The organism is Streptomyces tendae (genome assembly GCF_008632955.1).
Taxonomy (GTDB): Bacteria; Actinomycetota; Actinomycetes; order Streptomycetales; family Streptomycetaceae; genus Streptomyces.
The window spans coordinates 4,524,589-4,549,058 of sequence record NZ_CP043959.1; the positions used below are offsets into that span (position 1 = coordinate 4,524,589).

The following is a 24,470-nucleotide window of genomic DNA, read 5'->3' on the forward strand; positions in this document are numbered from 1 at the left end:
TCCCCCGCCGCACCCGGGACCTCAGGCGACTCCCGTGGGTCAGCCGCGGTGCCCGTACGCCCGGGTCACGGTCTGCCGGACCGAGGCACCGGCCGCGTCCCGCGCCGTGACGCGCAGGGTCACGAACGCGTCACCCCGGACGCCGGCCGGCCGGGTGACGGTGGCCGCGAAGGTGCCCTCCTTGCCGGCCCGCACCGGCACCTCGGTGAAGCGCCGGCCGTCGTCGTAGGAGACCTCGACCGTCGTGCGCACCCCGCGCGGCGCGGCAAGACCGTCCTGGTGGCGGACCGTCAGCAGCAGGGTGTGGGACCTGCCGCGCCCGACGGCGTTGTGCTCGTCGACCGGGACGTCGTAGTCGACCTGGAGCAGTGGCAGCGCGGCCGCGGCGGCGGTCGGGCCGGACGGGAACGTCCAGGTGGTGTCGGTCGCGGTGCCGTACGTCCACTCCGCCGAGTCGCGGGTGGTGCGCAGGCGCAGCCGGTACTCGGCGTCGCCGGCGGGCACCTCGACCTCCTGCCAGGCGTCGGCGAGGTCGGCCAGCTTCCTGCCGTCGCGGGTGAGCTCGGCCGAGGCGGTCTCCGGCGCGGGCGCCCGTACGCCGATGCCCGTGCCGTCGCCGGGGGTCAGCCGCGACCAGTGGCCGGAGGCGGAGTCGGTGAACTCCGGGACGCGCAGCCGCATCACGTTCCCGTCCCGGACGGTGGCGGGGACGCCCGCGCGCGGGACGGAGGGCCGGACCACGGCCCCCTGCCACCGTTCGCGCACCTGCTCACCGGCGCGGTAGGTGCGGGGCGTGTCCCTGAGTCCGGCGTTCAGCGGCGAGTCGACGTCGCCGACGGTCCGGTGGTGCACCAGGTGCTCCCACTCGGTGGTGCCGGAGCTGACGTACTCGGTGCGGGTGAACGCGGTCGGCACGTGGCGGGTGTACTGCAACCAGGTGAACTCCTGGTACGGCCGACGGGCGAACCGCTGCTCGGCGGCCCACTCCACCCCGCCGTTGTCCGGGTATTCGGAGCGCACCACGGCGCTGTTACGTCCGGACACGGAGTGGACCACGCGCTCGGGGATGCGCCCCTCGCTGATCTGCATGACGTCGTACAGGTAGGGGCTGCGCGCGGTGCCGCCGAAGGCGACGGTGGTGGTGCGCCGCTGGATGCGCTTCAGCAGGTCGGCACCGGCGTCGGAGCCGATGCGGACGACGGGCACCTCCCAGCGCTCCCCGTGCGGCGTCCAGCGCGTCCAGCCGGTGGTGGAGAAGTTCACGACCAGCACGGCGCGGACGCCGGCCGCGGCCGCCCGCTGCGCCAGCTGCGGGCCGGCCTCTCCCCGCTCGTCGGTGACGACGGCGAGCAGACCGCGAGCCCGGCGGAAGTCGGGTGACTCCACGGTGCCCGCGTCCACCGCCCGAAGCCGCTCGCCCCGCTGGTCGAACAGGGGCGACTGGGGCATGTAGTAGGCGTCGAGACCGGCCCCGCCGGCCACGCCGGCTTCGAGCAGCGGGGCGACGAGCTGCCAGCGGGAGGCGAACTCGAAGGTGCCGTCGGTGACTTCGGGGGTGGGGCTGACGTAGAGCGCGGTGGCGATGTCGAAGTACATCGTGCCGTCGATCCAGGCGTGTCCGTCGATCTTGCGGTACGTCTGGTAGCTGAGGACACCGCGCTGCTCGGCGGGCCTCGGGGTGCGGATCTCGACCTTGACCGTCCTGCGCGGGTCGACCACGACGGTGGTGTCCTTGGTGACCTTGATGTCCGGCAGGACGACCTGCCGCAGGACCTCCTCGCCGTCCACCCGCTCGATGCTGCCGGAGGTCAGCTGGTAGGTGCCCTCCTCCACCTCGGCGACGGCGTTGTCCCGGTCGGTGTAGCCGACGAAGCCCTCGGCGCCCCAGATCATCGGCAGGGCGTCGACGCGGTTGCCGTCGTTGTCGTACGAGACGACCTTGAGCCGGTGCACCGGGCCGCGCACGACGAGGCTGAGCGTGGTGTGCACGCTGACCGAGCCGTCGGCGGCGGTGGCCGTGAGGTGGCCGTAGTAGTCGCCCTTGGCGGCGCGCGCCGGGTCCACGGTGAGCGGCACCTCGGCGGTGCCGCCGGCCGGGACGGTGACGGTGCGGGAGCCGGGGGTCAGCACGCCGTCGGCGATCTGCCGTCCGGTGCTGGTGGCGAGGGCGGCGCGCAGGCCCAGGGTGACGTCCGAGCCGGAGACGTTGGTGTAGCGCACGGTGTGCGTGCGGGTGCCGGTGTCGTCGGTCCCGTACGTGCCGAGGGCCAGGGTCGCGGTGGCGACGACCGGTGTGCGGGCCGCCGGGCGACGTCGATACGGCCGCCGCCCTGTTCGGTGACCAGCTGCCCCTCGATTGGGCGGGCGGTGCTGGTGAGCGCGTCCTTGATGCGGCTCGCGGTCCAGTCGGGGTGCTGCTGGGCCAGCAGCGCGGCGGCGCCCGCACGTGCGGGGCCGCCATCGAGGTGCCGGAGGCGGCCACGTACGAGGCGTCCACGACCTGGCCCATGGTGGTGCCGGCCGCGCGTGCGGCCACGATGCCGACGCCGGGCGCGGTCACGTCGGGCTTGACCGCGTCGTCACCGGTCCGGGGGCCGCGCTGGAGAAGTCCGCGAGGGAGTCGTCCCGGTCCACCGCGCCGACCGTGAGGCGGCGTCCGCGGCGGCGGGGGATCCGATCGTCCCTGGGCCGGGCCGGCGTTGCCCGCGGCGACGACGAACAACGCGCCGGAGGCGCGGAGAGTTCGTTGAGGGTTTGGCTCATCGGGTCGGTGCCGTCGCTGGCGCGTCCGAGCCGAGGGACATGTTGACCACGTCGGCGCCCGGGCGACGGCCACTCCATGCCGTCGATGACCTGGGACTCGGTGCCGAAGCCGTCGTCGCCGAGGACCTTGCCGATCAGCAGTCGGCGCCGGGGCGACGCCCTTGCGGGAGCCTTGCGGGAGCCTCCGGAGGCGGCGCCGGAACCGCCGACGATGGAAGCGACGTGGGTGCCGTGACCGAAGGCGTCGCCGGTGCCGGAGCTGCCCGAGAAGTCCTGCGCCTCGCTGACGCGTCCGGTCAGGTCGGGGTGGGTGGCGTCGACGCCGGTGTCCAGGACGGCGACCTTGACGTCCTCGCCGCGGTGACCGGACTTCCACACCTCGGGGGCGCCGATCTGCGCGGTGCTGCGGTCCAGGGCGGCGCGCACCCGGCCGTCCAGCCACACGCGGGGCACGGCGGCGGCGCGGGAGAAGCCGTCGCCGGCGGGGGCGAGACGCTTCCAGAACGCGCCGAGGTCCTCGGCCGGGACCCGTACGGCGTCGGCGTCGATGGTCTCCAGGCGGCGGACCGGTGTCCCCTCGGCGGCCAGGCCCGTGAGGCGCCGCAGCGAGGAGTCCGGCACGCCCGCGCCGTCGCCGACGATCAGCGGCAGGGTGTCGCTGTGCGCCTCGTCGTAGCGCTGGGCGATCAGCGAAGTGACGTCGAACAGGCCGCGGTCCAGGCGCCCGGCCGTGACGAGCCCGGCCGCGTCGGACGGCAGGACGGTGAGCTGTCCGTCCTCCTCGATCGTGCGGAAGAGGATGTGCCGCCGTCCCTCCCCCGGCACCACCGAGGCGGTGTGCCGGCCGTTCGCGTCCGTGCGGACGGTGACCCGGTCACCGGTGATCAGGCGCACGGTGGCGCCGGTGTCCGCTGCCGTGGCGGCCGTGCCCCGGGTGGCGGCCGTCCGGTCGGTGGCGGCCGCCGGGCCGCCCCCCGGGTCGGCCGCGACCGGTGTCACGGCGCCGGCGGACAGGGTCAGCCCCGCCGCGACGGCCGCCGCGATACGCATCCGTCTTTTCACTTCTGTGCCCTCCGTCGTACGCGGCGTGTCCTACGTCGCGTTCTCCTGCTGTTCACGCGGCCCGCGGTGCCGTCGGTGCTGCACAGAGTCCGCCGCGGACGGAGGCGGTGTCACCGTTTCGCCGTGGCACAGGTGGGACATGTCGCAACGGCGACATGTCGGCCGGCGAACTCGCGGGCCCGGTCAGGAGGTTCGTCCACGGCGCGGCGCAAGCCCTCTGTGTGAACGTCTCGTAAGGGTTGTCAAGTAGCATCGGGACCAGGCGTGTTGCCACCCCGATCCTGATACGATCATCGGACTTTCAGCAGGCTGGCGACGCGTCATGAACGCGTACGGGGGACAGTCTCTAAGGCCCCATCGCTGAGGAGTTGAGGCTTGTCCCGCCGTGGGTCCGCGCCGCTCGACGGCCCGGACCGGATTCCCGTGTGTGCGGACCTGTCATGCTGCCGACGCGATGCGACTTGAAGAGAGTCTCATGACGTCATTGATCGAGGATCCACTGCTGTGGATCCTGCTGGTGGTGCTCGCCGCTGCGGTCCTCGCAGTGCTGCGCGCCCGGAGGACCAATCTGGCTCTCCGAAGAACGAGGAAGGACCTGGAATCGGGTCTGGGCCAGGCCCAGGGCCGGATCGAGCAACTGCAGACCCACATCACCTCGCTGGACACACGTCACCGGGGTGAGCTCGCCGAGGTGCGGGCGGACGCCGAGTCGTCGACCAAGGCCGTGCTCAAGTCGGCCATGGGCACCCTGCAGTCGCTGGCCGAGGAACAGCAACTGCTCCTCGACGGACTGCTGAAGAAGTACGGCAACGACAGCGAGGTGCTGGCCGACCTGATGTCGGTCGACCACACCGGCAGCCAGTTCAGCCGCCGCGCCAAGGGCATCTCGGTGCTGTGCGGCGGCTGGCTGGGCCGGCGCGACGGCGCGGCGACCGTCTACGACGTGGCCCGCAGCGCCCAGGGCCGCATCAGGGACTTCAACCGGGTGAGCATCCACGCCCAGGTGAGCGTCGCCGTGGCCGGCAAGGCGGTCGAACCGGTGGCCGTGGTGCTGGCCGAACTGCTGGACAACGCCACGACGTACAGCGCCCCCGGCACCCCGGTGGAGGTCAACATCCAGGCCGTGCCGACGGGTGTGTGCTTCATCGTCGACGACGCCGGTCTGGGCATGGACCAGGAGACCAAGGACCGGGCGGCGACGCTGCTGTCCGCCGACGGCCCGGTCGACATCACCGGTCTCGGCGACCCGCCCCGGTTCGGTTTCGCGGTGTGCGGCATGCTCGCCAACCGCTACGGCTTCGCCGTCTCCGTCGGCTCGGTGTCCCCGTACGGCGGTGTGCGCGCGGTGATCCGGGTCCCCGACGAGCTGCTGTCCGCCGATGTCGTCGCGCCTGCCGAGCCGGAGCAGGAGCCCGCCGAGCAGGAGCAGGAGAGCACCCCCCAGCGCCTGACGCCGGTCCCCGTGGGCCCGTCACGCGTGGTGGGCACGACGTCCGGCGGGCTGCCCAAGCGGCGCCGCCGCCAGGGCCCCATCGCGGTGGTGCCGGCCCCGCCGGAAACCACCGACCTCGACGAGGAGACCACCGAGTCGTCGGGCGAGGTGACCGCGTCGCGCCTGGGGGCGTTCGCACGCGGCACCCAGCTCGGACGGACCACGAACACCACGGAAGGACCTGACCACCAGTGAACACCGACCTGTCGTGGGTGCTGAACGACGTCCTCGAGGTGCGCGGCGCCCGGCACGCGATCCTCGTGTCGGGTGACGGCCTGCTGCTCCAGCGTTCGGACGACATCTCACGCGACGACGCCGAGACCAACGCCGCCGCGATGAGCTCGATGCAGTCCCTCAGCCGTGCGGTCGCGGGCTTCGTCGGTGCGGGGCACGGGATCTGGAAGCAGACGCTGCTGGAGTACGACGGCGGCTGGATCTTCCTCATCGCGGCCGGACAGGGCTCCTACCTGGCGGTCTCGGCGGCGGTGGACGTCGACATGGAGGCCATGTCGTTCCGTATGCAGAAGACGGTGACGGCGCTGAACAAGGCGATGAGCATCGCGCCTCGCTCCGACAACGGTGTCGGCTGATGACGGCACCCGGCGAGGAATCACCCGTCACCAGTGACTTCGTCCGCTCCTACGTCATCACCGGCGGCCGGAGCCTGCCCTCCTCGGACGAACTGGCGCTGCACACGCTGGTCACGCTGGCCCCCGAGCGGACGATGCCGCTCGGTGCCGGCCCCGAGGTGAGGGCGATCTGGGAGTTGTGCTCGGGTGGCTACCTGTCGGTCGCCGAGGTGGCGGGCCACCTCGGCCTGCCGGTCGGGGTGGCCCGGCTGCTGCTCACGGATTTAGCAGAACAGGGGCACCTGCTCCGCCGGGCCGAGCCGCCCCGGGCCCAGAACGTTGACAGAGCGACCCTCGAGAAGGTTCTGAATGGACTCCAATCCCTCATCGGCTGAGACGGCCCAGAAGTCCATCTACGTCTCCAGCGCGGTGACCAACGCCGCAAAGATCCTCGTCGTCGGGCACTTCGCCGTGGGCAAGACGACCTTCATCGGCTCGCTGTCGGAGATCACTCCGCTGCGCACCGAGGAGAAGATGACCCAGGCGTCCGTCCACGTCGACGACCTCAGGGGGGTCACCGACAAGACCACCACCACGGTCGCCCTGGACTTCGGCCGTCTCACCCTCAGCGACGACCTGGTGCTGTACCTCTTCGGCACGCCGGGCCAGCAGCGCTTCATGCAGCTGTGGGAGGACATGGCGCGCGGGGCACTGGGGGCGCTGCTGCTGGTCGACCCGGCGCGGCTGGAGGAGACCTTCCCGGTCATCGACCTGGTCGAAGGGTACGGCCTGGAGTACGCCATCGCCGTCAACTGCTTCGACCCCGCCACCACGTACGCGGAGGCGGAGGTGCGCGAGGCGCTGGACCTGCTGCCGGACACACCGGTCGTCTACTGCGACGCGCGCGACCAGCGGTCGTCCGCCACGGCGCTGATCTCCCTGGTGCGGCACCTGCTCGAACGCACGGCCTGACCTCCTCGCGTCCGCCCGGGCCGGGGGCACCGGTCCTTCGGATCACTAAGGAAGACTTCATGGAACCTCACTCCACGTCCGCGTCGGGTGGCGGCAGATGCCCCATGCACGACGCGGCCTTCGCCACCGACCCGCACCGGGTGTACGACGGGCTGCGTGAGCACGCCCCGGCCGGTCCGGTCGAGCTCGCCCCCGGTGTGGACGCCACCCTGGTGGTCGGGCACGAGATGGCGCTGCGGGTGCTGCAGAACACGGAGCTGTTCGCCCGTGACGCCCGCCGCTGGAAGGCCCTGAACGAGGGCGGTGTCCCCCTGGACAGCCCGGTGCTGCCGATGATGGCGTACCGGCCGAGCTGTCTGTTCACCGACGGCGCCGTGCATCTGCGGCTGCGCAAGGCCGTGGTGGACAGCCTGGCCCGGCTCAACACCACGCGGATCCGGCGTGACGTCGAACCGATCGCCGACTACCTGATCGACCGGTTCAGCGAGCTGGGCCGGGCCGACCTGATAGGCGACTACGCCAAGCTGCTGCCGCTGCTGCTGTTCAACAAGCTGTTCGGCTGCCCCGCGGACATCGGCGACACCGTCACCTCCGCTGTGTCGGCGATCTTCGACGGCAAGGACGCGCTGCGGGCGAACGAGGAACTCACCGCGTCGCTCATGCAGTTGATCGCGCTGAAGCGCCGGCAGCCGGGTGACGACGTCACCTCCTGGCTGATCCAGCACCCCGCCGGGCTGACCGACGAGGAACTCAAGGACCAGCTGGTGCTGTTGATGGGGGCCGGCATCGAGCCGGAGCGCAGCCTCATCAGCAGTTCGCTGATGCTGCTGCTGTCCGGGGCGGGCGGCCGGCAGAGCGGCATGCTGATCGAGGAGGCGATGGACCACGTGCTGTGGAACCAGACGCCGATCGCCAACTACGCCACCCACTATCCGGTGCGGGACGTCGATCTGGGCGGTCATGTGGCCGAGGCCGACACCCCGGTCGTCATCTCCTTCGCCGGCGCCAACGCCGACCCCGCGCTGGCGGAGGCCCGCCGCGCGCACAGCAAGGGTGCCCACCTGGCGTGGGGCGCGGGCCCGCACGCCTGTCCGGCCAAGGACCCGGCGCAGGTCATCGCGAGCACCGCGGTGGAGCGGCTGCTCAACGCGCTGCCCGACCTCACCCTGGCGGTGGCGGAGAAGGAACTGGAATGGCGGCCGGGGCCGTTCCACCGCGCCCTGGTGTCGCTGCCGGTGACCTTCAGCCCCACCCCGGCCACCCGTACGGCCGCGGCGCTGCGCGAGCGGGCCGACGCCGCCCCGGATGTGCTGCCCGGGCCCGCGGCGCCGTCCGAGCCGTCCCGGCAGGCCTCCACGCGCAGGAAGGGGTTCTGGAGCAGCTTCCTGGACGTCTTCCGCGTTTGACGGTCATGTGACAGGTGCAACACTCAACGACACATGACCCACGCAGGTGGAGGGGTAGGTTCCGGCGGTAACGGTAGCGTCCAGCCAAAGGAGCACCACGTGACCGCCGTTGGCGACATAAGCGGCACCACCAGTGACCGCCGAGCCGTCATTTCCCTTCTCCGTCACCTTCGTTCGCCGGAGGGGCAGGCCGACCCCCTGCCCGTCTGGGAAGGGCTGCGTTCTCTGGGGGACGTGGTACGCGCCCCCTGGGGCGCCTACTTCGTCACCTCGTTCGAGGCATGCAGCCAGGTGCTGCGCGCCAGGAACTGGCTGGTGCCGGACTTCGCCTGGCAGGAGCGCCAGCCCGACCCGCGCCGCTGGCAGGAGCTCGCCACCCAGGAGCTGACCGGCACCCTGTCCCGCATCAACGCCCCGTCGCACACCTGCCAGCGCCGGGCGCTGGGCAACCCCTTCGACCGCAGCACCCTGGAGGGCATGCGTCCGACGATCGCCCGGCTCGTCTCCGGCCTGCTGGACGACCTGGAGCGGCGCCTGCGCGAGGACGGGGAGGCCGACTTCGTCCAGACGGTCGCCGAACTCCTCCCGGTCCGCACGGTCGGTGAGTGGCTGGGCATCCCCGAGGGGCACCACGCGTACGTCCTGGACTTCGCCCACCGGCAGGCGTACGCGCAGGAACTGTTCCCCACCAAGGAGCAGTTGGCGCTCGCGGGCCAGGCCACGATGGAGATGAGGGCCTTCTTCGGGGAGCTGATCGCCGACCGGCGGGCGCGCCCTGGCAACGATGTCCTCACCGGCTGGATCCACCACTGGGACGCGCAGTTCCCGGACGACCCGGAGGCGGCGGCACGGGTCATCTACCACCTGACCATGTTCATCACCATCGCCTCGCTGGAGACCAGCGCGGTGCTGCTGACCAACGCGGTGCGGTACGCCACCCAGGAGCCCGCCCGGGCGGAGTGGCTCCGGGCGCATCCGGAGCACATCGACGACCTGATCGAGGAGACGCTGCGCTACGACCCGCCGGTGTGGCTCAACTCCCATGTGGCCGCGGAGGACACGATCCTCGCGGGCACCCCGCTCGCCAAGGACACCACCGTGCACATCCTGTACGGCGCGGCGGCCCACGACCCCCGGCGCAACCCGGACCCGCACGTCTTCGACATCCTGCGCGACGGCGGCCACATCACCTTCGGCAGCGGCCCGCACTACTGCCTCGGGGCTCCCCTCGCCCGGTTCGAGGCACGCGAGGCGGTCGCCCAGGTACTGGAACGTTTCCCCACGCTGCGGCCCGCCGGACCGCCCGCCTACGACAACTCCCGTCTCGTCTTCCGCCGCATCACGTCCCTGAAGGTGACCGTATGACCGCCCAGCCCTTCACCGAACTCCCCGCCGACCGGGTGCTCAAGACCGTGCGCACGTACAGACAGGGGCCAGTCCTCACCGTCGAGTTGAACGTCCCGGAGGAGGGGAACGCGGTCGGCGACGCCATGCTGGACGACCTCCTCACCGTCCTCGACGACCAGGATCCCGACGTACGGGTCCTGGTACTGGCGGCGGCCGGGGAGGAGTTCTGCCTCGGCGGCGACCGGCGGGAGTTCCCCCGGCACCTGGACGACGACCCCACCGGCGGCGGCATACGCGTCTCCGGCACGAAGGCGCTGCGGGTGTGCGAGGCCCTGACCACCCATCCCGCCGTCACCGTCGCCCGGGTCCAGGGCCGGGCGGTCGGCGCGGGCGTGGGACTCCTGCTCGCCTGCGATCTGCGGGTGGGCGTGGACACCGCCACCTTCCGGCTGCCCGAGCTCGCGCTGGGGGTGCCGCCCGCGTGGGGCGGGCTGCTCCCCCGGCTGATCAGCGAGGTGGGCGTGGCCCGGGTGCGGGAGCTGATCCTCACCGCCCGGGTCTTCGACGCCCAGGAGGCCCTCGCGCTGTCCGTCCTGCACAAGGTGGTGCCGGCGGAGGAGCTCGACGCCGCCGTCATGGCGTGGGCCAGGCCCGTCGTACGGCGGCCGGCGCCGGCGGTGCGGGTCACCAAGGCGATGCTCAACTCCCTCGCCGCGCCGACCCGGCTGGCCGACGTCTCGCTGTTCGACCCCGAGCTGCTGTCGGCGGTCCTCACCCAGCAGCGCGCCGCCCGCTGACCCGGCGGCCGCCACCGCGTCACCCACGGGGCGGCGCCACCCACCGAGCCGGTGGGCGGCGCCGTCCCGTGCTTCGCGAGTGGGTCCCGGCGGACGTGTCAGGCCACCGCGAGTCCCTCGACCGGGCCCGACAGCGCGGCCTTGAAGTGGCGGGTCACCTCGTCGGCGAGCACCTCGCTCTCGCCCTTCAGCAGCGCCTGAACCACCTGGTCCGCCACGTCACGCGGATCGTTCTTCGGCACGTCGAGCGCCCGCACCATGTCGGTGTCGGTGTAGCCGAGGTGGACGCCGACGACCTGGGTGCCCTGTGCGGCGAGCTCCGAGCGCAGCGAGTTGGTGAGCGACCACAGCGCGGCCTTGCTGACGCCGTACGCCCCGGTGCCCGCCGCCCACGACAGCACGGAGTGCACATTGACCAGGGCTCCCCCGCCCCTGCGGGCGAGCACCGGGGCGAAGGCCTGCGCGATACGCAGCGGGCCCAGGACGTTGATGTCGAACAGGTGCGCCACCTGGTCGGTGTCGTTGCCCAGCAGGCCCCCGGGGATCGTCGCGCCCGCGTTGTTCACCACGATGTCGACGGCCGGAACCTGCTCCACCAGTCGGGCGACGGACGCCTCGTCGGTGACCTCCAGGGCCAGCGGCACCAGCCGCGGGTCGGTCTCCGGCACGGGCCGGCGTGCCGTGACGTACACCGTGGCCGCGCCGGCCTCCAGCAGCGCCGCCGCGAAGGCCTTGCCCAGCCCTCGCTGGCCGCCGGTGACCAGTACACGGGCTCCCTTGATCTCGGTCATGACCGCTCCACACTCCTTGCGTTGCTTTGCGCCACCGGGGCGACATAGTCAAAAGCGTTTTGATTGTGTCGCTAGCGTGCACACCCTGCGCGACAGAGTCAAGTAGGATTGACCTATGTCCTGGACATCGACCGAGCGCTACCGGATCAGCCCCGCCCCGGGCGGCCTGGCTCTGGTGCAGGAACTCCTCAACACCCTGGCCATCCCTCCGTACGGCGACGACGTGCTCGCCGACGACGCCACGGGAGGCCGGTGGCTGTCCGACGTCACCGCCGCGTGGGCCGAGGCCCAGGGGTGGCCCGGCCCCTCGGGCCTGCCGGGGACGGAGGATCTGCGGCGGGTGCGGGAACTGCGGGACCGGCTCGCCGGCCTGGTCACCGGTGAGGCGGAACCGGTCCGGGCACCCACCGACGTCTCCCTGCGGCCCGGCCTCGACGAGGAGGGCCGGGTCGCCCTGGTGCCCGTCGGCGGCCCCGGTGAGTGGCTGGAGGCCGCCGTCTGGGCCCAGGTGCTGCTCGCCCAGGCGGAAGGCACCTGGCAACGGCTCAAGCTGTGCCGCAAGCCCGCCTGCCGGTCCGCGTTCTACGACCGCTCGCGCAACAACAGCGGGGTCTGGCACGACGTACGCCGGTGCGGGAACGCCGCGAACCTGCGCGCGTCACGCGCCCGCCGCAAGCAGCGGGCGGCCGGGACCGGGTGACGGGCAGGACGCCCCCTCCGGCGTCGACGACCTCGCCATCGCGGACCGCACGGCCACCGACGCCGGCGCCACCCGACTGCGTCCCACCGACGAGGTCGTCCCGGGAGCCCGCACCGGCAGCCGCGTCCACGCCGGCCCGGCCGGACACCCCTTCTGTCTGCGTTCGTTCTGCCTGCGTTCGACCTGAGCCGGCCGCCGTCCGCCGCTCGACTCGGCCCCGGGGCAGGAGAGGGAGGCAGAACGTGAGTCCCGGGTTCCGGCAGCCGGATGGTCGACCGAGCCGTCTGCGAGAATGGGCGGCGTTCTCGGGGCGCCCCGGCGTGGGGTGCCCGTCGTCGTCCAGGAGCGTTCACGGTGTCGCCACAGCACGGAGCCCGCTCGTCCGCGCACGGGGGCGGACGGCCCCGTCGGCGCACGCACCGCGTTCCCGGACCGGTCCGGCCCACCGCCACGGCCGCATCGGAACGCGAACCGGAACCCGGTGCGGAACCGGGACCCGTCGCCGTGGACCGTGAGGCGCTGCGCGCCGACTGCTCCGCCTGCTTCGGCCTGTGCTGCGTGGCCCTGCCGTTCGCCCGCTCCTCCGACTTCGCCGAGGACAAACCCGCCGGGCGCCCCTGCGGTCATCTGCGGTCCGACTTCGGCTGCGGCATCCACGCCCGGCTGCGCGACGAGGGCTATCCGGGCTGCACCGTCTTCGACTGCTTCGGCGCCGGGCAGAAGGTCTCCCAGGTCACCTTCGGCGGCACCGACTGGCGGCGGGACCCCGGCTCGGCGTCCGCGATGTTCGCGGTGTTCCCCGTCATGCGGCAGCTGCACGAACTGCTCGCGTACACCGCCGAGGCCCTGGCGCTCCCGGCGGCCCGCCCCCTCCACGCTGAGCTGCGCCGGGCGCTGGAGCGGATCGACGGGCTGACCCGGGGCACGGCCGAGTCGGTGGTCGCGCTCGACGTGAACGCGCTGCGCGGCGAGGTCAATCCCCTGCTGCTGCGGGCCAGTGAGCTGACCCGGGCCCGGGTGCCGGGCCGCAGGCGGGAGCACCGCGGCGCCGACCTGACGGGCGCGCGGCTGTCCGGCGCCGCTCTGCGAGGAGCGAGTCTGCGGGGCGCGCTGCTGATCGGCGCCGACCTCTCGGACGCGGACCTGCGCGACGCCGACCTGATCGGTGCCGACCTGCGCGGCGCGGACCTGGCGGGCGCCGACCTCACGGGCGCCCTGTTCCTCACCCAGGCGCAGGTGAACGCGGCGCGGGGCGACACCGCGACGACGCTGCCGCCGTCCCTGTCCCGCCCCGCCCACTGGGAGTCAGCCGGCGGCGTTGTCGACGCGTAGCCGGACCTGCCGCTCCAGCCGCCGCAGGCTGGATTCGAGCGCGTCGGTCACCTGCCGTTCGCCCGGGTCGTGGCCCTCCTCGAAGAAGGAGAGGTGCACGGTCACCTCGCTGGCCCCGCTGTCGATGCCGGCGACCTGGAGCCAGCCGGCGTAGCCGCCCTGCTCGCGCGTCCCCCATTCGATCCGCATCTGGTCCCGCTCGGGGCGCAGCAGCGCCGAGGTGTCCTCGTCGGTGCGGTCCTCGTGCACGGTCACGGCGGGCAGCCGCTCGGCGCGCACATGCAGCTCCTCGGGCAGCCAGTCACCCATCTGGCCGATGTTGGCCGCCTGGTCGAAGACCTGCTCGGGCGGGGCCGGCATGGTGTGGGAGCGCTCGTACTCGGTCATCGGTACACCGTCCTCGGTCGGTCACGGGCGGTCCAGGGCCGGCCGCGGCGGCGGGCGGACCCGGCACGCGTGGTCATTCGTTGCCGAAGACGGCCTTCTGCACCTCGTTGGGCCGTCGAACTGCTTGGTCCCGGTCTGCGACAGCTTCTTGACGAGGTTGTCGTCGGCACCGTTGCTCTTCGCCACCGAGACGAGGTCGTCCATGGCGGCGGGGTAGTCGGCGCCCTTCAGTGCCTTCTGCAGGTCGATCGGGCTGAGGTCGGCCATGACAGCCTCCCTTGACGAAGCGGCGCGGCGGGTCCGCGCGAGGACCTGGCGGGTACCCCCCGCTCCGGGAGCCGATTCACCCGTCCTCGCAGGTCCGGCCGAGTGCGGGGCGGGTCAGGCGGGTGGCTCCGCGACCTGGCCCGGGTGCGGCCGATGAGTTTTCGCGCCCGCCCCCGTCCATCTTCCCGACAGGCCCCGACGGGGCAGCCGCACACATCACGAAGGACGACACCATGAGCGACGGAAACGGCCACTCCTACGCCCTGACCCGCACCCTGGACGCCCCCGTCGGCGCCGTGTGGGAGGCGTGGACCACGCCGGACCACTACGCCCGGTGGGCGTACGCGGCCCCGGGCTCGGTCGAGATGGACGTACGGCCGGGAGGCGGATGGAAGGCCACCGTGGTCACGCCCGACGGCACCCGGGTGCCGCTCACCGGGTCCTACCTGGAGGTCGACGTCAACCGCCTGCTGGTCCTCGGCATGGACGTCCCCGGCAGGGACGAGCCCGCGACGATGGCCATGGAACTCGGCGAGGACGGACCGCGGACCCGCATCGAGATCCGGCAGACCTGCGACACCGTGGAGGAGCGCGACGCGGCCGAGCAGGGCAGCACCATGCTGCTGGACAGCCTGACGCGCTTCCTGTCCGAAGGACCCGCGCGCTGAGCGACTCGCGTGGTCGCGGGCGCGCACCGGTGCGACGCTGGGGTGGTCAGGTTCCGAGGACGAGCATCCTGGAGGGAGACCGATGGGACGGGACGTCCCGGCGCTCACCTTCACCCGCGAGGACCGCCGCCGCTACCGGATCAAGATGCAGCAGTGCCTCGACGCGCTGGCGCAGATGCTGCGCGAGTCGCGTTTCGAGGCCGAGCGGCCCCAGGTGGGACTGGAGATCGAGCTGAACCTGGTCGACGACCGCGCCGAACCCGCGATGCGCAACACCGACGCGCTCGAAGCCATCGCGGACCCCGCCTGGGACACGGAGCTGGGGCGGTTCAACCTCGAGATCAACATCGCGCCCCGCCGGCTCACCGAGGGCGGTCCCGACGCCTGGGAGGGGGAGATCCGCTCCGCCCTGAACCACGCGGAGCAGCGTGCCCGGTCGATCGGCACGCATCTGATCATGACGGGCATCCTCCCCACCTTGCGCCACGAGGACGTCGGCGAGGGGGCGCTGTCGGAGAACCCGCGCTACCGGCTGCTGAACGACCAGATCTTCGCGGCGCGCGGGGAGGACCTGCACATCGAGGTGACCGGCGTCGACCGGCTGCGCACCTACGCGGACACGATCACGCCGGAGGCCGCCTGCACCAGCACGCAGTTCCACCTCCAGGTCGACCCGGACCAGTTCGCCGACCACTGGAACGCGGCGCAGGCGATCGCCGGGGTGCAGGTGGCGCTCGCGGCGAACTCCCCCTTCCTGTTCGGCAAGGAGCTGTGGCACGAGACCCGCATCCCGCTGTTCGAGCAGGCCACGGACACCCGCCCCGAGGAGATCAAGGTGCAGGGGGTGCGGCCCGGGTGTGTTCGGGGAGCGGTGGATCACCAGTGTCTTCGACCTCTTCGAGGAGAACCTGCGCTACTTCCCGGCCCTGCTCCCCCTGTGCGACGACCAGGACCCCGCCGAGACCCTGCTGCGCGGCGACATTCCCGACCTCGGCGAGCTGACGCTGCACAACGGCACCATCTACCGCTGGAACCGGCCGGTCTACGCCGTCACCCGCGACAAGCCGCACGTGCGGGTGGAGAACCGGGTGCTGCCGGCGGGCCCGACCGTCGCCGACACACTCGCCAACGGCGCGTTCTACTACGGCCTCACGCGGGGTCTGGTGGAGGAGGAGCGGCCGGTGTGGTCGCGGATGTCCTTCACGGCGGCGGAGGACAACCTGCGGACGGCGGCGCGGTACGGCATCGACGCGCGGCTGTACTGGCCCGGGATGGGCGAGGTCCCGGCGGCCGAGCTGGTGCTGCGGCGTCTGCTGCCGCTGGCGCACCGGGGGCTGGAGCTGTCCGGCATGGACGACGCGTGGCGGGAGCCGCTGCTCGGCATCATCGAGCAGCGGTGTGTGACGGGGCGCAACGGGGCGGTGTGGCAGAAGGAGATGTTCCACCACATCGACGCGACGTCGCACTGCGGGCGGCACGAGGCGCTGCGCCGCATGACGCAGCAGTACATCGACTACATGCATCTCAACGCCCCGGTCCACACCTGGCCCGTGGAGTGACCCGTGGGAGCGGCGGTCCCGTCAGCCGGCGGCGGGGCGCTCCAGGACGCCCGTCACCTCCCGGCGCACCGCCTCCCGGGCCGTAGGGGGAAGGCCGCCGAGGGCCGTCCCGTCCAGGGCGTCCAGCGTCCGAGCGACGTCCGTCCCGGCGGGCATGCTCTCGCCGACGACCTCGCCGCCGTCCCGCACCGCGACGAACAGCCGCCGTCCGCCGTCCGGTTCGGCATGCACGGCCGTGGCGACGACGAGCGGCGGCGGTCCGCCCACGTCACCGGGCGCCTTGTAGTAGGCGCTGGTCAGCGGGCGGCGCCAGCGGATGCCCAGCATCAGGGGGCGCTTCGCCACGACCTCCGCGAGGTCGGCCTCGTACGCGCCGTCGTGGTCCAGGACGGTCGCGCGCGCGTCCAGGACGAGCGCCGGGGGCAGCAGGCAGCGCAGTGTGCTGCCCGCGATGTTGCCGCCGACGGTGGCCGTCCGGCGCACCGCCCCGGTGCCTATGGAGGCGGCTGCCCGACGCAGCGTCTCCGGCACCCGGTCGTCCACCTGGTGCAGCAGCACGGCCGCGCCGAGGGCCTCACCGTCCACCGCGTTGGCCTCGGGCAGCCGGCGCAGGGACAGCGCCTGCTCGGGAAAACCGTCGCGCTGCCATTGGGCCCACACGAGGGTGGCCCCGCCGACGGGCACCGCTCCCTCGGCCAGACACCGCCGGGCTTCGGACAGGGACGTGGGCAGACGTAACAGCACGGCGATCGACCTGCTTTCCTCGGGAAAGGGTGCGACGGGAGCGGGCAGTACGGCACTTCGCGGGAGAGGAGGGCCGGCACCGCATTCTCCGCAGCGGACCGGGGGCGCGTACAGGGCTCACGCGTCGGCCGTGTGCTCCGGCCAGGGTGGCCTTGCGCCCGGCCGGGTGTTTGCCCCATGGTTGACGCGCGTCACACGGCTCGTGGCCCACACCCGATCTCTCGTACCGGAAGCGGAGACCGCATGTTCACACGCGCGCTGAGACTCGTACTCTCGATTGTCATGCTCATGGCTGGCCTGGCGGCGGGTTCCCTGGCCACGGCCGGGACCGCGCACGCCGACGGCTGCTACACCTGGAACCGCACCCTGTCCCAGGGCGCCTCGGGCGCCGACGTCACCCAGCTGCAGATCCGGCTGAGCGGCTATCCCGGCTACGGCGCCGTGCTGGCCGTCGACGGCGAGTTCGGCCCCGCGACCACCGCCGCGCTCAAGCGCTTCCAGTCCGCCTACGACCTGACCTCCGACGGTGTGGCCGGCCCCAACACCTTCAGCAAGCTGTACGCCCTCCAGGACGACGACTGCACCCCTGTCCACTTCGACTACGCGGAGCTGAACCGCTGCAACTCGACCTGGTCGGGCGGCGCGGTCGGCGCGGCGACCGCCAAGGCGAACGCCCTGCGCACCATGTGGAAGCTGGAGGCGCTGCGGCACGCGCTCGGCGACCAGCCGATCCGGGTCACCAGCGGCTTCCGCTCCCAGTCCTGCAACAGCGCCGTGGGCGGCGCGAGCAACAGCCGCCATCTGTACGGCGACGCGGCCGACCTCGGCGCGGGATCGCACTCCCTGTGCACCCTGGCCAAACAGGCCCGCAACCACGGCTTCAACGGCATCCTCGGCCCCGGCTACCCGGGCCACGACGACCACACGCACGTCGACCACCGCGGCAGCCGCTACTGGTCGGCCCCGACCTGCGGCATCTGAGGTCCACGCGCACGCGGGGAAACGCCGAAGGGGTCCCGACGCCGGCCGTCGAGACCCCCTCCGCCTTCGTGAAGCCCTACGCCGTCAGCCCACGGTCCACTTCTGGTTGGCGGTGCCGGTGCAGGTCCAGATCTGCAGTCGGGTGCCGTTGGCGGAGTTGTTGCCGGTCACGTCCAGGCACTTGTCGGCCTGGGGGTTGACGATGTCGCGGGCTGCGGTGACCACCCACCGCTGGGCCGCGGTGCCGTTGCAGTCCCACAGCTGGACGGGTGTGCCGTCGGCCGTGCCGCCCGAGGCGACGTCCAGGCACTTGCCGAGGGCGCGGATCGTCCCGTCGGAACCGACCGTCCAGCGCTGCGCGGAGGTGCCGTTGCAGTCGTAGAGCTGGACGGGGGTGCCGTTGGCGGTGGCGGCCCCGGCGACGTCCACGCACTTGCCGGCGAGGCCCCGGATCGCGCCGCCGGTCGACGTGTCGCTCGTCGTCACCGTGACGTGGTCGACGACCAGTTGCTGCGGGAAGACGGTGGAGCCGTCCGGGTCGCCGGGCCAGTAGCCGCCGACCGCCAGGTTGAGGATCAGGAAGTACGGCCTGTTGAACACCCACTGCCGGCCGCCGAGATCGGCGGGCGTGCGGGTCTGGTAGACGTTGCCGTCCACGGACCAGGTGATGCGGTCCGGCGCCCAGTCGACGGCGAAGGTGTGGAAGTCGTCGGCGAAGGCCCGTCCGCCCGGCAGCGTGTAGCCGGCGCCGATGCCGCCGGACCCGGAGTAGCCAGGGCCGTGGAGGGTGCCGTGCACCGTGGACGGCTCGAAGCCGACGTTCTCCATGATGTCGATCTCGCCCGAGTCGGGCCAGTTGACCGGGGTGCCGAGCATCCAGAACGCGGGCCACATGCCCTGCCCGCGCGGGACCTTCATGCGTGCCTCGACGTGCCCGTACTGCGCGGTGAACTTGCCGGAGGTGTTGAGCCGGGCCGAGGTGTACTGGCAGGTGCCGTACCAGCACTGGTAGTTGGCCGGGTTCTCCTTGCGGGCGGTGATGACCAGGTGGCCCTGGCCGTCCAGCGCCGCGTTCTTGTTGCCGGACGTGTAGTACTGCCGTTCGTGGTTGTTGACGTTGTCGCCCGTCTCGATCTGCCACTTCGAGGAGTCGACCGCGGCGCCGGCGGGCCCGTCGAAGGTGTCGGAGAAGGTGACGGCCGCCGCGGAGACGTCGGCGGCGGCGACCGTCCGGGCCGGTTCCGCCTGCGCGGTCGTACCGGCGACGCCCGAGGCGAGGAGTGCGGCGGACAGAGCGGCGACCAGCCATCTGCGGCGCGTGCGCGGAGAGGACATGACTCTCCCTTCCGTACGGCGGCCCGTGGGGTCGGGTGCGCCGGACGTGGTGGTGGGGGGTGAAGGTTCAACCACTTGATTCAAGATGTGAGATAAGCAGCCGTCAACCCCTTGGTACGGACCAGGAATTCACAGCGTGGGTGTGGTGATCCGCGCGGGGCGGGAGTGAGCCGTGGGGCGGGCGGCGGAAGCGGCGGGGGCCGTCAGGCCGTGGTGCCCCACGAGGTGCGGTGGGCGCAGGCGGGGTCGTGCTCGGTGGCGCACGACGTCCACCAGCGCTCGCAGCACGCCATCTCGACCTCGGCCCGGGCGAGGGCCGCGGCGGCGGCGTCGCGCCAGGCGGCCCGGCGGCCCTCCCGCTCGCGCAGCACGGCGACGGCCCGGCGTTCGTCGGCGATGACGGTCTCCCGCACCACACCCAGGACGGGGGCGAGGGAGGCGGCGGCCATGGCGACACTGGTCCAGGCGGGCACGGTCCCCCAGGTGCGCACGGTGCAGAAGGCGAGCCAGAGGGCGACGGCGACGTACATCACGGTGAGAACCCGACTGCCCCTGGTCATGGCGACGCTCCTTCACGGCCTGTCCGACGGACATCTGATGCCCCGTAAACGGCCGCGCATGACAGTGGACCGGAAACGGGACCTCACACATTGCGAAGTTCCGTCGAGGGGCGTCGGACGACGGGCGGGGCCCTCCGGCGGGGCGGGCGGGTGCGCTAGATTTTGCACGCCCTTGACCGCGATCATTCACGATCCCTCACGCTACGGAGCCGGCACACCCATGAGCGACATCGTCAACGGACTCGGCCGGGCCACCGCCTACGGCGCACTCGGCCTGGTCCTGCTGGTCCTCGGCATCTTCCTGGTGGACCTGCTGCTGCCCGGCAAGCTCGGCCGGCAGATCTGGCAGGAGCGCAACCGCAACGCGGCCGTGGTGCTCAGCTCCTCACTGTTCGGCATCGGCATGATCGTGTTCACCTCGATCTGGACCACTTACGACGACTTCGGCAAGGGCCTGGTGTCCACGGCGGTGTTCGGCGTGCTGGGGCTGCTGATGATGGCGGTGGCCTTCTTCGTGGTGGACCTGATCACCCCGGGGCGACTGGGCGCCACGCTGGTGGAGGTCGAGCCGCATCCGGCGGTCTGGGTGACCGCGTCCTGCAACATCGCGGTCTCGGCCGTCATTTCGGCGTCCATAGCCTGACGGCACGTCAAGGGTGCGCGAGCCCCGTCTCGCCGGCGTCGCGCACCCCGTCCGGCCGGCGGGCCGTCAGGCCACGCGGCGGCGCTCGGGCGCCCGGCGCCGCTCCGGCGCCGCGGCGCGGGCGGGCGCCTGCGGGACGCGGGTGGCGGCACGGACCCGGTACGTCGTGCGGTTGGGGTCCACGACCGGCTCGCCGAGCGTGATGCGGCCGGCCGCCTGCAGTTCGTCGCACTCGGCGGTGGGCAGCGCGGCGTAGCAGCCGCCCATGCCGGTGGCCGGGTCGATCGGGCGCCAATAGCTGTACCGGCGGCGGCCGCCCGCGAACACCGTGACGTACGTCGGGGTGCGCGGGTCGGCGATGACGCGCAGCACGTCGGCCGTCGTACCCGACGACGAGGGCACCCCGGCCGCGGCCGGGGCGGCGGCCGCCCGGGCGCGCCGTCGGCGGACGGTCGGCAGGTCGACGAGGGAGTTCGAGCGGTCGACGGTGGCAAGCATCAACAGGACCTTTCCGGAGCCGGACACGAGACCGTCTACCCAGCACCGAGCCGGAGTTGATCTCCTTTTCTGATCATTGTGCAGCCTCACACCGACAACGCGCGAAGCTTTTCAGTCGTTCCCCGTCGTTTTGTCGACATGCCGATGCGATCAGGTGTCGACAAGCGGGTCGTGGCCCCAGTTCATCAGCGAATGGCGCCAGCGCGTGCCGGTGACGTCACCGGACGGCCGCTGGGCGAGATGGCGGTGGATGTAGCCGACGACCTTGCGCATATGGGCGTAGTCGTCCTCGGAGAGGTCACCCCGCTTGGCGCGGAGGATCTCCACGATGCGCCGGCCGGAGGCGTGCCCGGTCGACTCACCGCCGTCCTTGTGCTGGCCGGCGGCGCGCGAGTCGTCCGTCCCCAGCCACTTCTCCAGGTCGGCCGGCTTCATGTTGACCAGTTCCCGGAACTCTTTCCAGGTCTCCTCGTCGTCCGCTGCCACGGCGCTCACTTCTTCTTCTTGAGCGCGGACGGCTTGTGCACGGCGGACTTCCCGGACTTGTCGCTGCGCACCTCGTACTGCGGCTCCTCCTCGGAGGCCGCGACGGTGCGTCCCGCCGCCTCGGTCCGCTCGGTGATCTTCTTCTCGACCTCGCCCGTCGTCTCGCTGCCGTGGCTGCTCCAGGCGACGTGGTCGCCCTCGTGCAGGTCCTTCCCGGACTTCCTGCCGTCCTTCGCCATGCCCGACGCCTCCTCCGTGTCGACCGTGGGCCGCTTCCCACCCTGGTCGCAGCGGCGCCCGCGCGCATCTCGGGACGAACAGCCGTCCGGGCCGGCCCCACGAGGGGTCCGGCCCGGACGGTGGATCGGCGCGCCGGAGGGACCGGACGGGCCGTACGGATCAGACGAGGTCGAACCGGTCGAGGTTCATGACCTTGTCCCACGCCTTGACGAAGTCCTGGACGAACTTCGCCCTGGCGTCGTCGCTCGCGTAGACCTCGGCGAGGGCGCGCAGCTCGGAGTTCGAGCCGAACACCAGGTCGGCGCGGGAGCCGGTCCACTTCACCTCGCCGGTGACCGCGTCGCTGCCCTCGAAGGCGGACTGGTCCTCCGACGTCGACTTCCAGGCCGTGCCCATGTCGAGCAGGTTGACGAAGAAGTCGTTGGTGAGGACGCCCGGCGTCGCGGTGAGCACACCCTGGACGGACTGCTGGTACGTGGCGCCGAGGGCCCGCAGGCCACCGACGAGCACCGTCGTCTCGGGGGCGCTCAGGCCGAGCAGGTTGGCCTTGTCGAGCAGCAGGTACTCGGCCGGCAGCCGGTTGCCCTTGCCCTGGTAGTTGCGGAAGCCGTCGGCGGTCGGCTCGAGCGCGGCGAACGACTCGACGTCCGTCTGCTCCTGCGTCGCGTCCACGCGGCCCGGCGTGAAGGGCACCTGGACGTCGTGGCCCGCGTCCTTGGCGGCCTTCTCCACGGCGGCGACACCGCCGAGCACGACCAGGTCGGCGAACGAGACCTGCTTGCCGCCGGTCTGCTCGGCGTTGAAGGCCTCCTGGACGCCCTCCAGGGTGCGGATCACACCGGCGAGGCGGTCGGGGTCGTTGGCCTCCCAGCCGCGCTGCGGCTCCAGGCGGATGCGGCCGCCGTTGGCACCGCCGCGCTTGTCGCTGCCGCGGAAGGAGGAGGCCGACGCCCACGCCGCCGACACCAGGTCGGACACCGACAGACCGGAGGCGAGGACGCGCTCCTTGAGGACGGCGACGTCGGCGGCGTCGATCAGCTCGTACGTCCGCTCCGGCAGCGGGTCCTGCCACAGCAGCGTCTCCTCCGGGACCTCGGGGCCCAGGTAGAGGGACTTCGGGCCCATGTCACGGTGGGTGAGCTTGTACCAGGCGCGGGCGAAGGCGTCCGCGAACTGGTCAGGGTTCTCCAGGAAGCGCCGCGAGATCTCGCCGTAGACGGGGTCGAAGCGCAGCGACAGGTCCGTCGTCAGCATCGTCGGCTGGTGCTTCCTGGACGGGTCGTGCGCGTCCGGGACGGTGCCGGCACCGCCGTTGTCCTTCGGCCGCCACTGGTTGGCGCCGGCCGGGCTCTTGAAGAGCTCCCACTCGTAGCCGAAGAGGATCTCGAAGAAGCTGTTGTCCCACCGGGTCGGCGTGGGCGTCCAGGTCACCTCGAGACCGCTGGTGATGGTGTCACCGCCCTTGCCGGTGCCGAAGGTGTTCTTCCAGCCCAGGCCCTGCTCCTCGAACGAGGCGGCCTCGGGGTCGTCGCCGACGTGGTCGGCGGGGCCGGCGCCGTGGGTCTTGCCGAAGGTGTGGCCGCCGGCGATCAGGGCGACCGTCTCCTCGTCGTTCATCGCCATCCGGCGGAACGTCTCACGGATGTCGCGGGCCGCGGCGATCGGGTCCGGGTTGCCGTTGGGACCCTCGGGGTTGACGTAGATGAGGCCCATCTGGACGGCGCCGAGCGGGTTCTCCAGCTCACGGTCGCCGGTGTAGCGCTCGTCGCCCAGCCAGGTGGTCTCGGGACCCCAGTAGACGTCCTCCTCCGGCTCCCAGACGTCCTCGCGGCCACCGGCGAAGCCGAAGGTCTCGAAGCCCATCGTCTCCAGGGCGACGTTGCCCGCGAGGATCATCAGGTCGGCCCAGGACAGGCTCTGGCCGTACTTCTTCTTGACCGGCCACAGCAGGCGGCGGGCCTTGTCCAGGTTGGCGTTGTCCGGCCAGCTGTTGAGCGGGGCGAACCGCTGCTGGCCGGCTCCGGCGCCGCCGCGACCGTCGCTGATGCGGTAGGTGCCGGCGCTGTGCCAGGCCATGCGGACGATGAGCGGGCCGTAGTGGCCGAAGTCGGCGGGCCACCAGTCCTGCGAGGTGGTGAGGACCTCGGCGATGTCCCGCTTCACCGCCGGCAGGTCCAGGGACTGGAACGCCGCCGCGTAGTCGAAGTCCTCACCGAGCGGGTTCGCCACCGCCGGGTTCTTCGCGAGGATCTTCAGGTTGAGGCGGTCCGGCCACCACTGACGGTTGCCGCCGCCCTGGGTGGGGTGCGGGGCGCGACCGTGCGCGACCGGGCAGCCGCCGGTCCCCTCCGCCTTGGGTTCGGTGACGATCGCGTCATGGTTCTCGGTCATGGGAGTCCTTCCGGGCGAAAAAGGTTCGCGCAGTTCAGGCACTGCGGGAGGTGGAACATCCGGGGCACAGGCCCCAGTAGACGACTTCGGCCTCGTCGATCGCGAAGCCGTGACCGTCGGACGCGGTCAGGCAGGGTGCCTCGCCGACCGCACAGTCGACGTCGGCCACGGCGCCACAGGTACGGCACACCAGGTGGTGGTGATTGTCCCCGACGCGTCCCTCGTAGAGGGCGGCGCCGCCCGCCGGTGCGATGCGCCGCACCAGGCCCGCGGCGCTCAGCGCGTTCAGCCCCTCGTACACCGCCTGCAGGGACACATGCCCTATGCGCCGGCGCACCTCGGTGGCGACGGTCTCGACGCCGAGATGACCGCCCTGGCGGACGGTGTCGAGGAGCGCCACGCGGGCGGCCGTCACGCGGAGCCCCGCACTGCGCAACTCCTCGGCGGTGGTCGACGGCCGGGATGCGGTCATGCGCCGAA

Annotated in this window: 25 protein-coding genes and 2 pseudogenes; 13 read left to right on the forward strand and 14 right to left on the reverse strand. The window is 72.2% G+C overall.

Features of this window, described 5'->3' with window-relative positions:
* Nucleotides 1–39: 39 nt before the first annotated feature.
* The 3 genes and pseudogenes from F3L20_RS34860 to F3L20_RS34870 all read right to left on the reverse strand — a co-directional run bounded on the left by F3L20_RS34860 (nucleotide 40) and on the right by F3L20_RS34870 (nucleotide 3,813).
* Nucleotides 40–2,220 (reverse strand): hypothetical protein, encoded by a 2,181-nt coding sequence (locus F3L20_RS34860; RefSeq protein ID WP_240810721.1) that lies wholly within the window; start codon nucleotides 2,218–2,220, stop codon nucleotides 40–42.
* Between the two features lie 283 nt (nucleotides 2,221–2,503).
* Nucleotides 2,504–2,560: pseudogene (locus F3L20_RS34865) on the reverse strand (hypothetical protein); the annotation flags it as partial.
* Entirely contained in the window at nucleotides 2,557–3,813 is a 1,257-nt protein-coding gene (locus F3L20_RS34870) for a S8 family serine peptidase (RefSeq protein WP_240810722.1), read from the reverse strand. The pseudogene F3L20_RS34865 and the gene F3L20_RS34870, both read right to left, overlap by 4 nt.
* A gap of 487 nt (nucleotides 3,814–4,300) precedes the next feature.
* On the opposite strand from F3L20_RS34870, the gene F3L20_RS20805 reads away from it, so the two are divergent.
* The 7 genes from F3L20_RS20805 to F3L20_RS20835 all read left to right on the forward strand — a co-directional run bounded on the left by F3L20_RS20805 (nucleotide 4,301) and on the right by F3L20_RS20835 (nucleotide 10,408).
* On the forward strand, nucleotides 4,301–5,512 hold the full coding sequence (locus F3L20_RS20805; RefSeq protein ID WP_206338807.1) for an ATP-binding protein: 1,212 nt from the start codon (nucleotides 4,301–4,303) through the stop codon (nucleotides 5,510–5,512).
* The gene (locus tag F3L20_RS20810) at nucleotides 5,509–5,907 is read left to right on the forward strand and encodes a roadblock/LC7 domain-containing protein (RefSeq protein WP_024887559.1); all 399 of its coding nucleotides are present in this window, start codon (nucleotides 5,509–5,511) and stop codon (nucleotides 5,905–5,907) included. The genes F3L20_RS20805 and F3L20_RS20810 overlap by 4 nt, the downstream gene beginning before the upstream one ends.
* Nucleotides 5,907–6,281, forward strand: a complete 375-nt coding sequence (locus tag F3L20_RS20815; RefSeq protein WP_024887560.1) for a DUF742 domain-containing protein — start codon at nucleotides 5,907–5,909, stop codon at nucleotides 6,279–6,281. The genes F3L20_RS20810 and F3L20_RS20815 overlap by 1 nt, the downstream gene beginning before the upstream one ends.
* Entirely contained in the window at nucleotides 6,256–6,858 is a 603-nt protein-coding gene (locus tag F3L20_RS20820; protein WP_150155653.1) for a GTP-binding protein, read from the forward strand. Before F3L20_RS20815 ends, F3L20_RS20820 begins: the two co-directional genes overlap by 26 nt.
* A 59-nt stretch (nucleotides 6,859–6,917) precedes the next feature.
* Complete coding sequence (locus F3L20_RS20825; protein ID WP_240810723.1) at nucleotides 6,918–8,264, forward strand: cytochrome P450; 1,347 nt, start codon at nucleotides 6,918–6,920, stop codon at nucleotides 8,262–8,264.
* A gap of 99 nt (nucleotides 8,265–8,363) precedes the next feature.
* A complete protein-coding gene (locus F3L20_RS20830) occupies nucleotides 8,364–9,629 on the forward strand; it encodes a cytochrome P450 (protein WP_150155654.1) in 1,266 nt (421 codons plus the stop codon).
* Nucleotides 9,626–10,408: an enoyl-CoA hydratase/isomerase family protein gene (locus F3L20_RS20835; RefSeq protein WP_150155655.1), complete on the forward strand. Its 783-nt coding sequence runs from the start codon at nucleotides 9,626–9,628 to the stop codon at nucleotides 10,406–10,408. The genes F3L20_RS20830 and F3L20_RS20835 overlap by 4 nt, the downstream gene beginning before the upstream one ends.
* Nucleotides 10,409–10,506: 98 nt before the next feature.
* On the opposite strand, the gene F3L20_RS20840 is transcribed toward F3L20_RS20835, so the two are convergent.
* Nucleotides 10,507–11,199: an SDR family oxidoreductase gene (locus F3L20_RS20840; protein ID WP_150155656.1), complete on the reverse strand. Its 693-nt coding sequence runs from the start codon at nucleotides 11,197–11,199 to the stop codon at nucleotides 10,507–10,509.
* Nucleotides 11,200–11,314: 115 nt separating this feature from the next.
* Here F3L20_RS20840 and F3L20_RS20845 point away from each other — a divergent pair, with 115 nt between their 5' ends.
* Both F3L20_RS20845 and F3L20_RS20850 read left to right on the forward strand, forming a co-directional pair.
* Nucleotides 11,315–11,899 carry a CGNR zinc finger domain-containing protein gene (locus tag F3L20_RS20845; RefSeq protein ID WP_150155657.1) on the forward strand — a complete coding sequence of 195 codons (585 nt, stop codon included), beginning with the start codon at nucleotides 11,315–11,317 and terminating at the stop codon, nucleotides 11,897–11,899.
* 354 nt (nucleotides 11,900–12,253) lie between these two features.
* Nucleotides 12,254–13,231 (forward strand): pentapeptide repeat-containing protein, encoded by a 978-nt coding sequence (locus tag F3L20_RS20850; RefSeq protein WP_150155658.1) that lies wholly within the window; start codon nucleotides 12,254–12,256, stop codon nucleotides 13,229–13,231.
* On the opposite strand, the gene F3L20_RS20855 is transcribed toward F3L20_RS20850, so the two are convergent.
* On the reverse strand, nucleotides 13,205–13,618 hold the full coding sequence (locus tag F3L20_RS20855; protein WP_150155659.1) for an SRPBCC family protein: 414 nt from the start codon (nucleotides 13,616–13,618) through the stop codon (nucleotides 13,205–13,207). The genes F3L20_RS20850 and F3L20_RS20855 overlap by 27 nt on opposite strands.
* A 21-nt stretch (nucleotides 13,619–13,639) precedes the next feature.
* Nucleotides 13,640–13,885, reverse strand: a complete 246-nt coding sequence (locus F3L20_RS20860; protein WP_431193172.1) for a DUF2795 domain-containing protein — start codon at nucleotides 13,883–13,885, stop codon at nucleotides 13,640–13,642.
* A 233-nt stretch (nucleotides 13,886–14,118) separates the two neighbouring features.
* Here F3L20_RS20860 and F3L20_RS20865 point away from each other — a divergent pair, with 233 nt between their 5' ends.
* The gene (locus F3L20_RS20865) at nucleotides 14,119–14,553 is read left to right on the forward strand and encodes an SRPBCC family protein (RefSeq protein WP_150155660.1); all 435 of its coding nucleotides are present in this window, start codon (nucleotides 14,119–14,121) and stop codon (nucleotides 14,551–14,553) included.
* An 82-nt stretch (nucleotides 14,554–14,635) separates the two neighbouring features.
* Nucleotides 14,636–16,112: pseudogene (locus tag F3L20_RS20870) on the forward strand (glutamate-cysteine ligase family protein).
* A gap of 21 nt (nucleotides 16,113–16,133) precedes the next feature.
* On the opposite strand, the gene F3L20_RS20875 reads toward F3L20_RS20870, so the two are convergent.
* A complete protein-coding gene (locus F3L20_RS20875) occupies nucleotides 16,134–16,856 on the reverse strand; it encodes an FAD binding domain-containing protein (RefSeq protein WP_150155661.1) in 723 nt (240 codons plus the stop codon).
* Between the two features lie 243 nt (nucleotides 16,857–17,099).
* Here F3L20_RS20875 and F3L20_RS20880 point away from each other — a divergent pair, with 243 nt between their 5' ends.
* Entirely contained in the window at nucleotides 17,100–17,837 is a 738-nt protein-coding gene (locus F3L20_RS20880; protein ID WP_240810725.1) for a D-Ala-D-Ala carboxypeptidase family metallohydrolase, read from the forward strand.
* An 84-nt stretch (nucleotides 17,838–17,921) separates the two neighbouring features.
* Here the strand turns inward: F3L20_RS20880 and F3L20_RS20885 are convergent, their stop codons facing one another.
* Nucleotides 17,922–19,172, reverse strand: coding sequence for a glycoside hydrolase family 16 protein (locus F3L20_RS20885; RefSeq protein ID WP_145828379.1), 1,251 nt, complete (start codon nucleotides 19,170–19,172; stop codon nucleotides 17,922–17,924).
* A 203-nt stretch (nucleotides 19,173–19,375) separates the two neighbouring features.
* Nucleotides 19,376–19,732 carry a hypothetical protein gene (locus F3L20_RS20890; RefSeq protein WP_150155663.1) on the reverse strand — a complete coding sequence of 119 codons (357 nt, stop codon included), beginning with the start codon at nucleotides 19,730–19,732 and terminating at the stop codon, nucleotides 19,376–19,378.
* Nucleotides 19,733–19,952: 220 nt separating this feature from the next.
* On the opposite strand from F3L20_RS20890, the gene F3L20_RS20895 reads away from it, so the two are divergent.
* A complete protein-coding gene (locus tag F3L20_RS20895) occupies nucleotides 19,953–20,375 on the forward strand; it encodes a DUF350 domain-containing protein (protein ID WP_145828381.1) in 423 nt (140 codons plus the stop codon).
* A gap of 66 nt (nucleotides 20,376–20,441) precedes the next feature.
* Here the strand turns inward: F3L20_RS20895 and F3L20_RS20900 are convergent, their stop codons facing one another.
* The 5 genes from F3L20_RS20900 to F3L20_RS20920 form a co-directional block, all read right to left on the reverse strand.
* Nucleotides 20,442–20,873 carry a hypothetical protein gene (locus F3L20_RS20900; protein WP_150155664.1) on the reverse strand — a complete coding sequence of 144 codons (432 nt, stop codon included), beginning with the start codon at nucleotides 20,871–20,873 and terminating at the stop codon, nucleotides 20,442–20,444.
* A gap of 150 nt (nucleotides 20,874–21,023) precedes the next feature.
* Nucleotides 21,024–21,368, reverse strand: coding sequence for a DUF3140 domain-containing protein (locus F3L20_RS20905; RefSeq protein ID WP_150155665.1), 345 nt, complete (start codon nucleotides 21,366–21,368; stop codon nucleotides 21,024–21,026).
* The gene (locus F3L20_RS20910) at nucleotides 21,365–21,598 is read right to left on the reverse strand and encodes a DUF2945 domain-containing protein (protein WP_150155666.1); all 234 of its coding nucleotides are present in this window, start codon (nucleotides 21,596–21,598) and stop codon (nucleotides 21,365–21,367) included. Before F3L20_RS20910 ends, F3L20_RS20905 begins: the two co-directional genes overlap by 4 nt.
* A gap of 160 nt (nucleotides 21,599–21,758) precedes the next feature.
* Complete coding sequence (gene katG, locus F3L20_RS20915) at nucleotides 21,759–23,990, reverse strand: catalase/peroxidase HPI (RefSeq protein WP_150155667.1); 2,232 nt, start codon at nucleotides 23,988–23,990, stop codon at nucleotides 21,759–21,761.
* 34 nt (nucleotides 23,991–24,024) lie between these two features.
* Complete coding sequence (locus tag F3L20_RS20920; protein WP_150155668.1) at nucleotides 24,025–24,462, reverse strand: Fur family transcriptional regulator; 438 nt, start codon at nucleotides 24,460–24,462, stop codon at nucleotides 24,025–24,027.
* Nucleotides 24,463–24,470 lie beyond the last annotated feature (8 nt).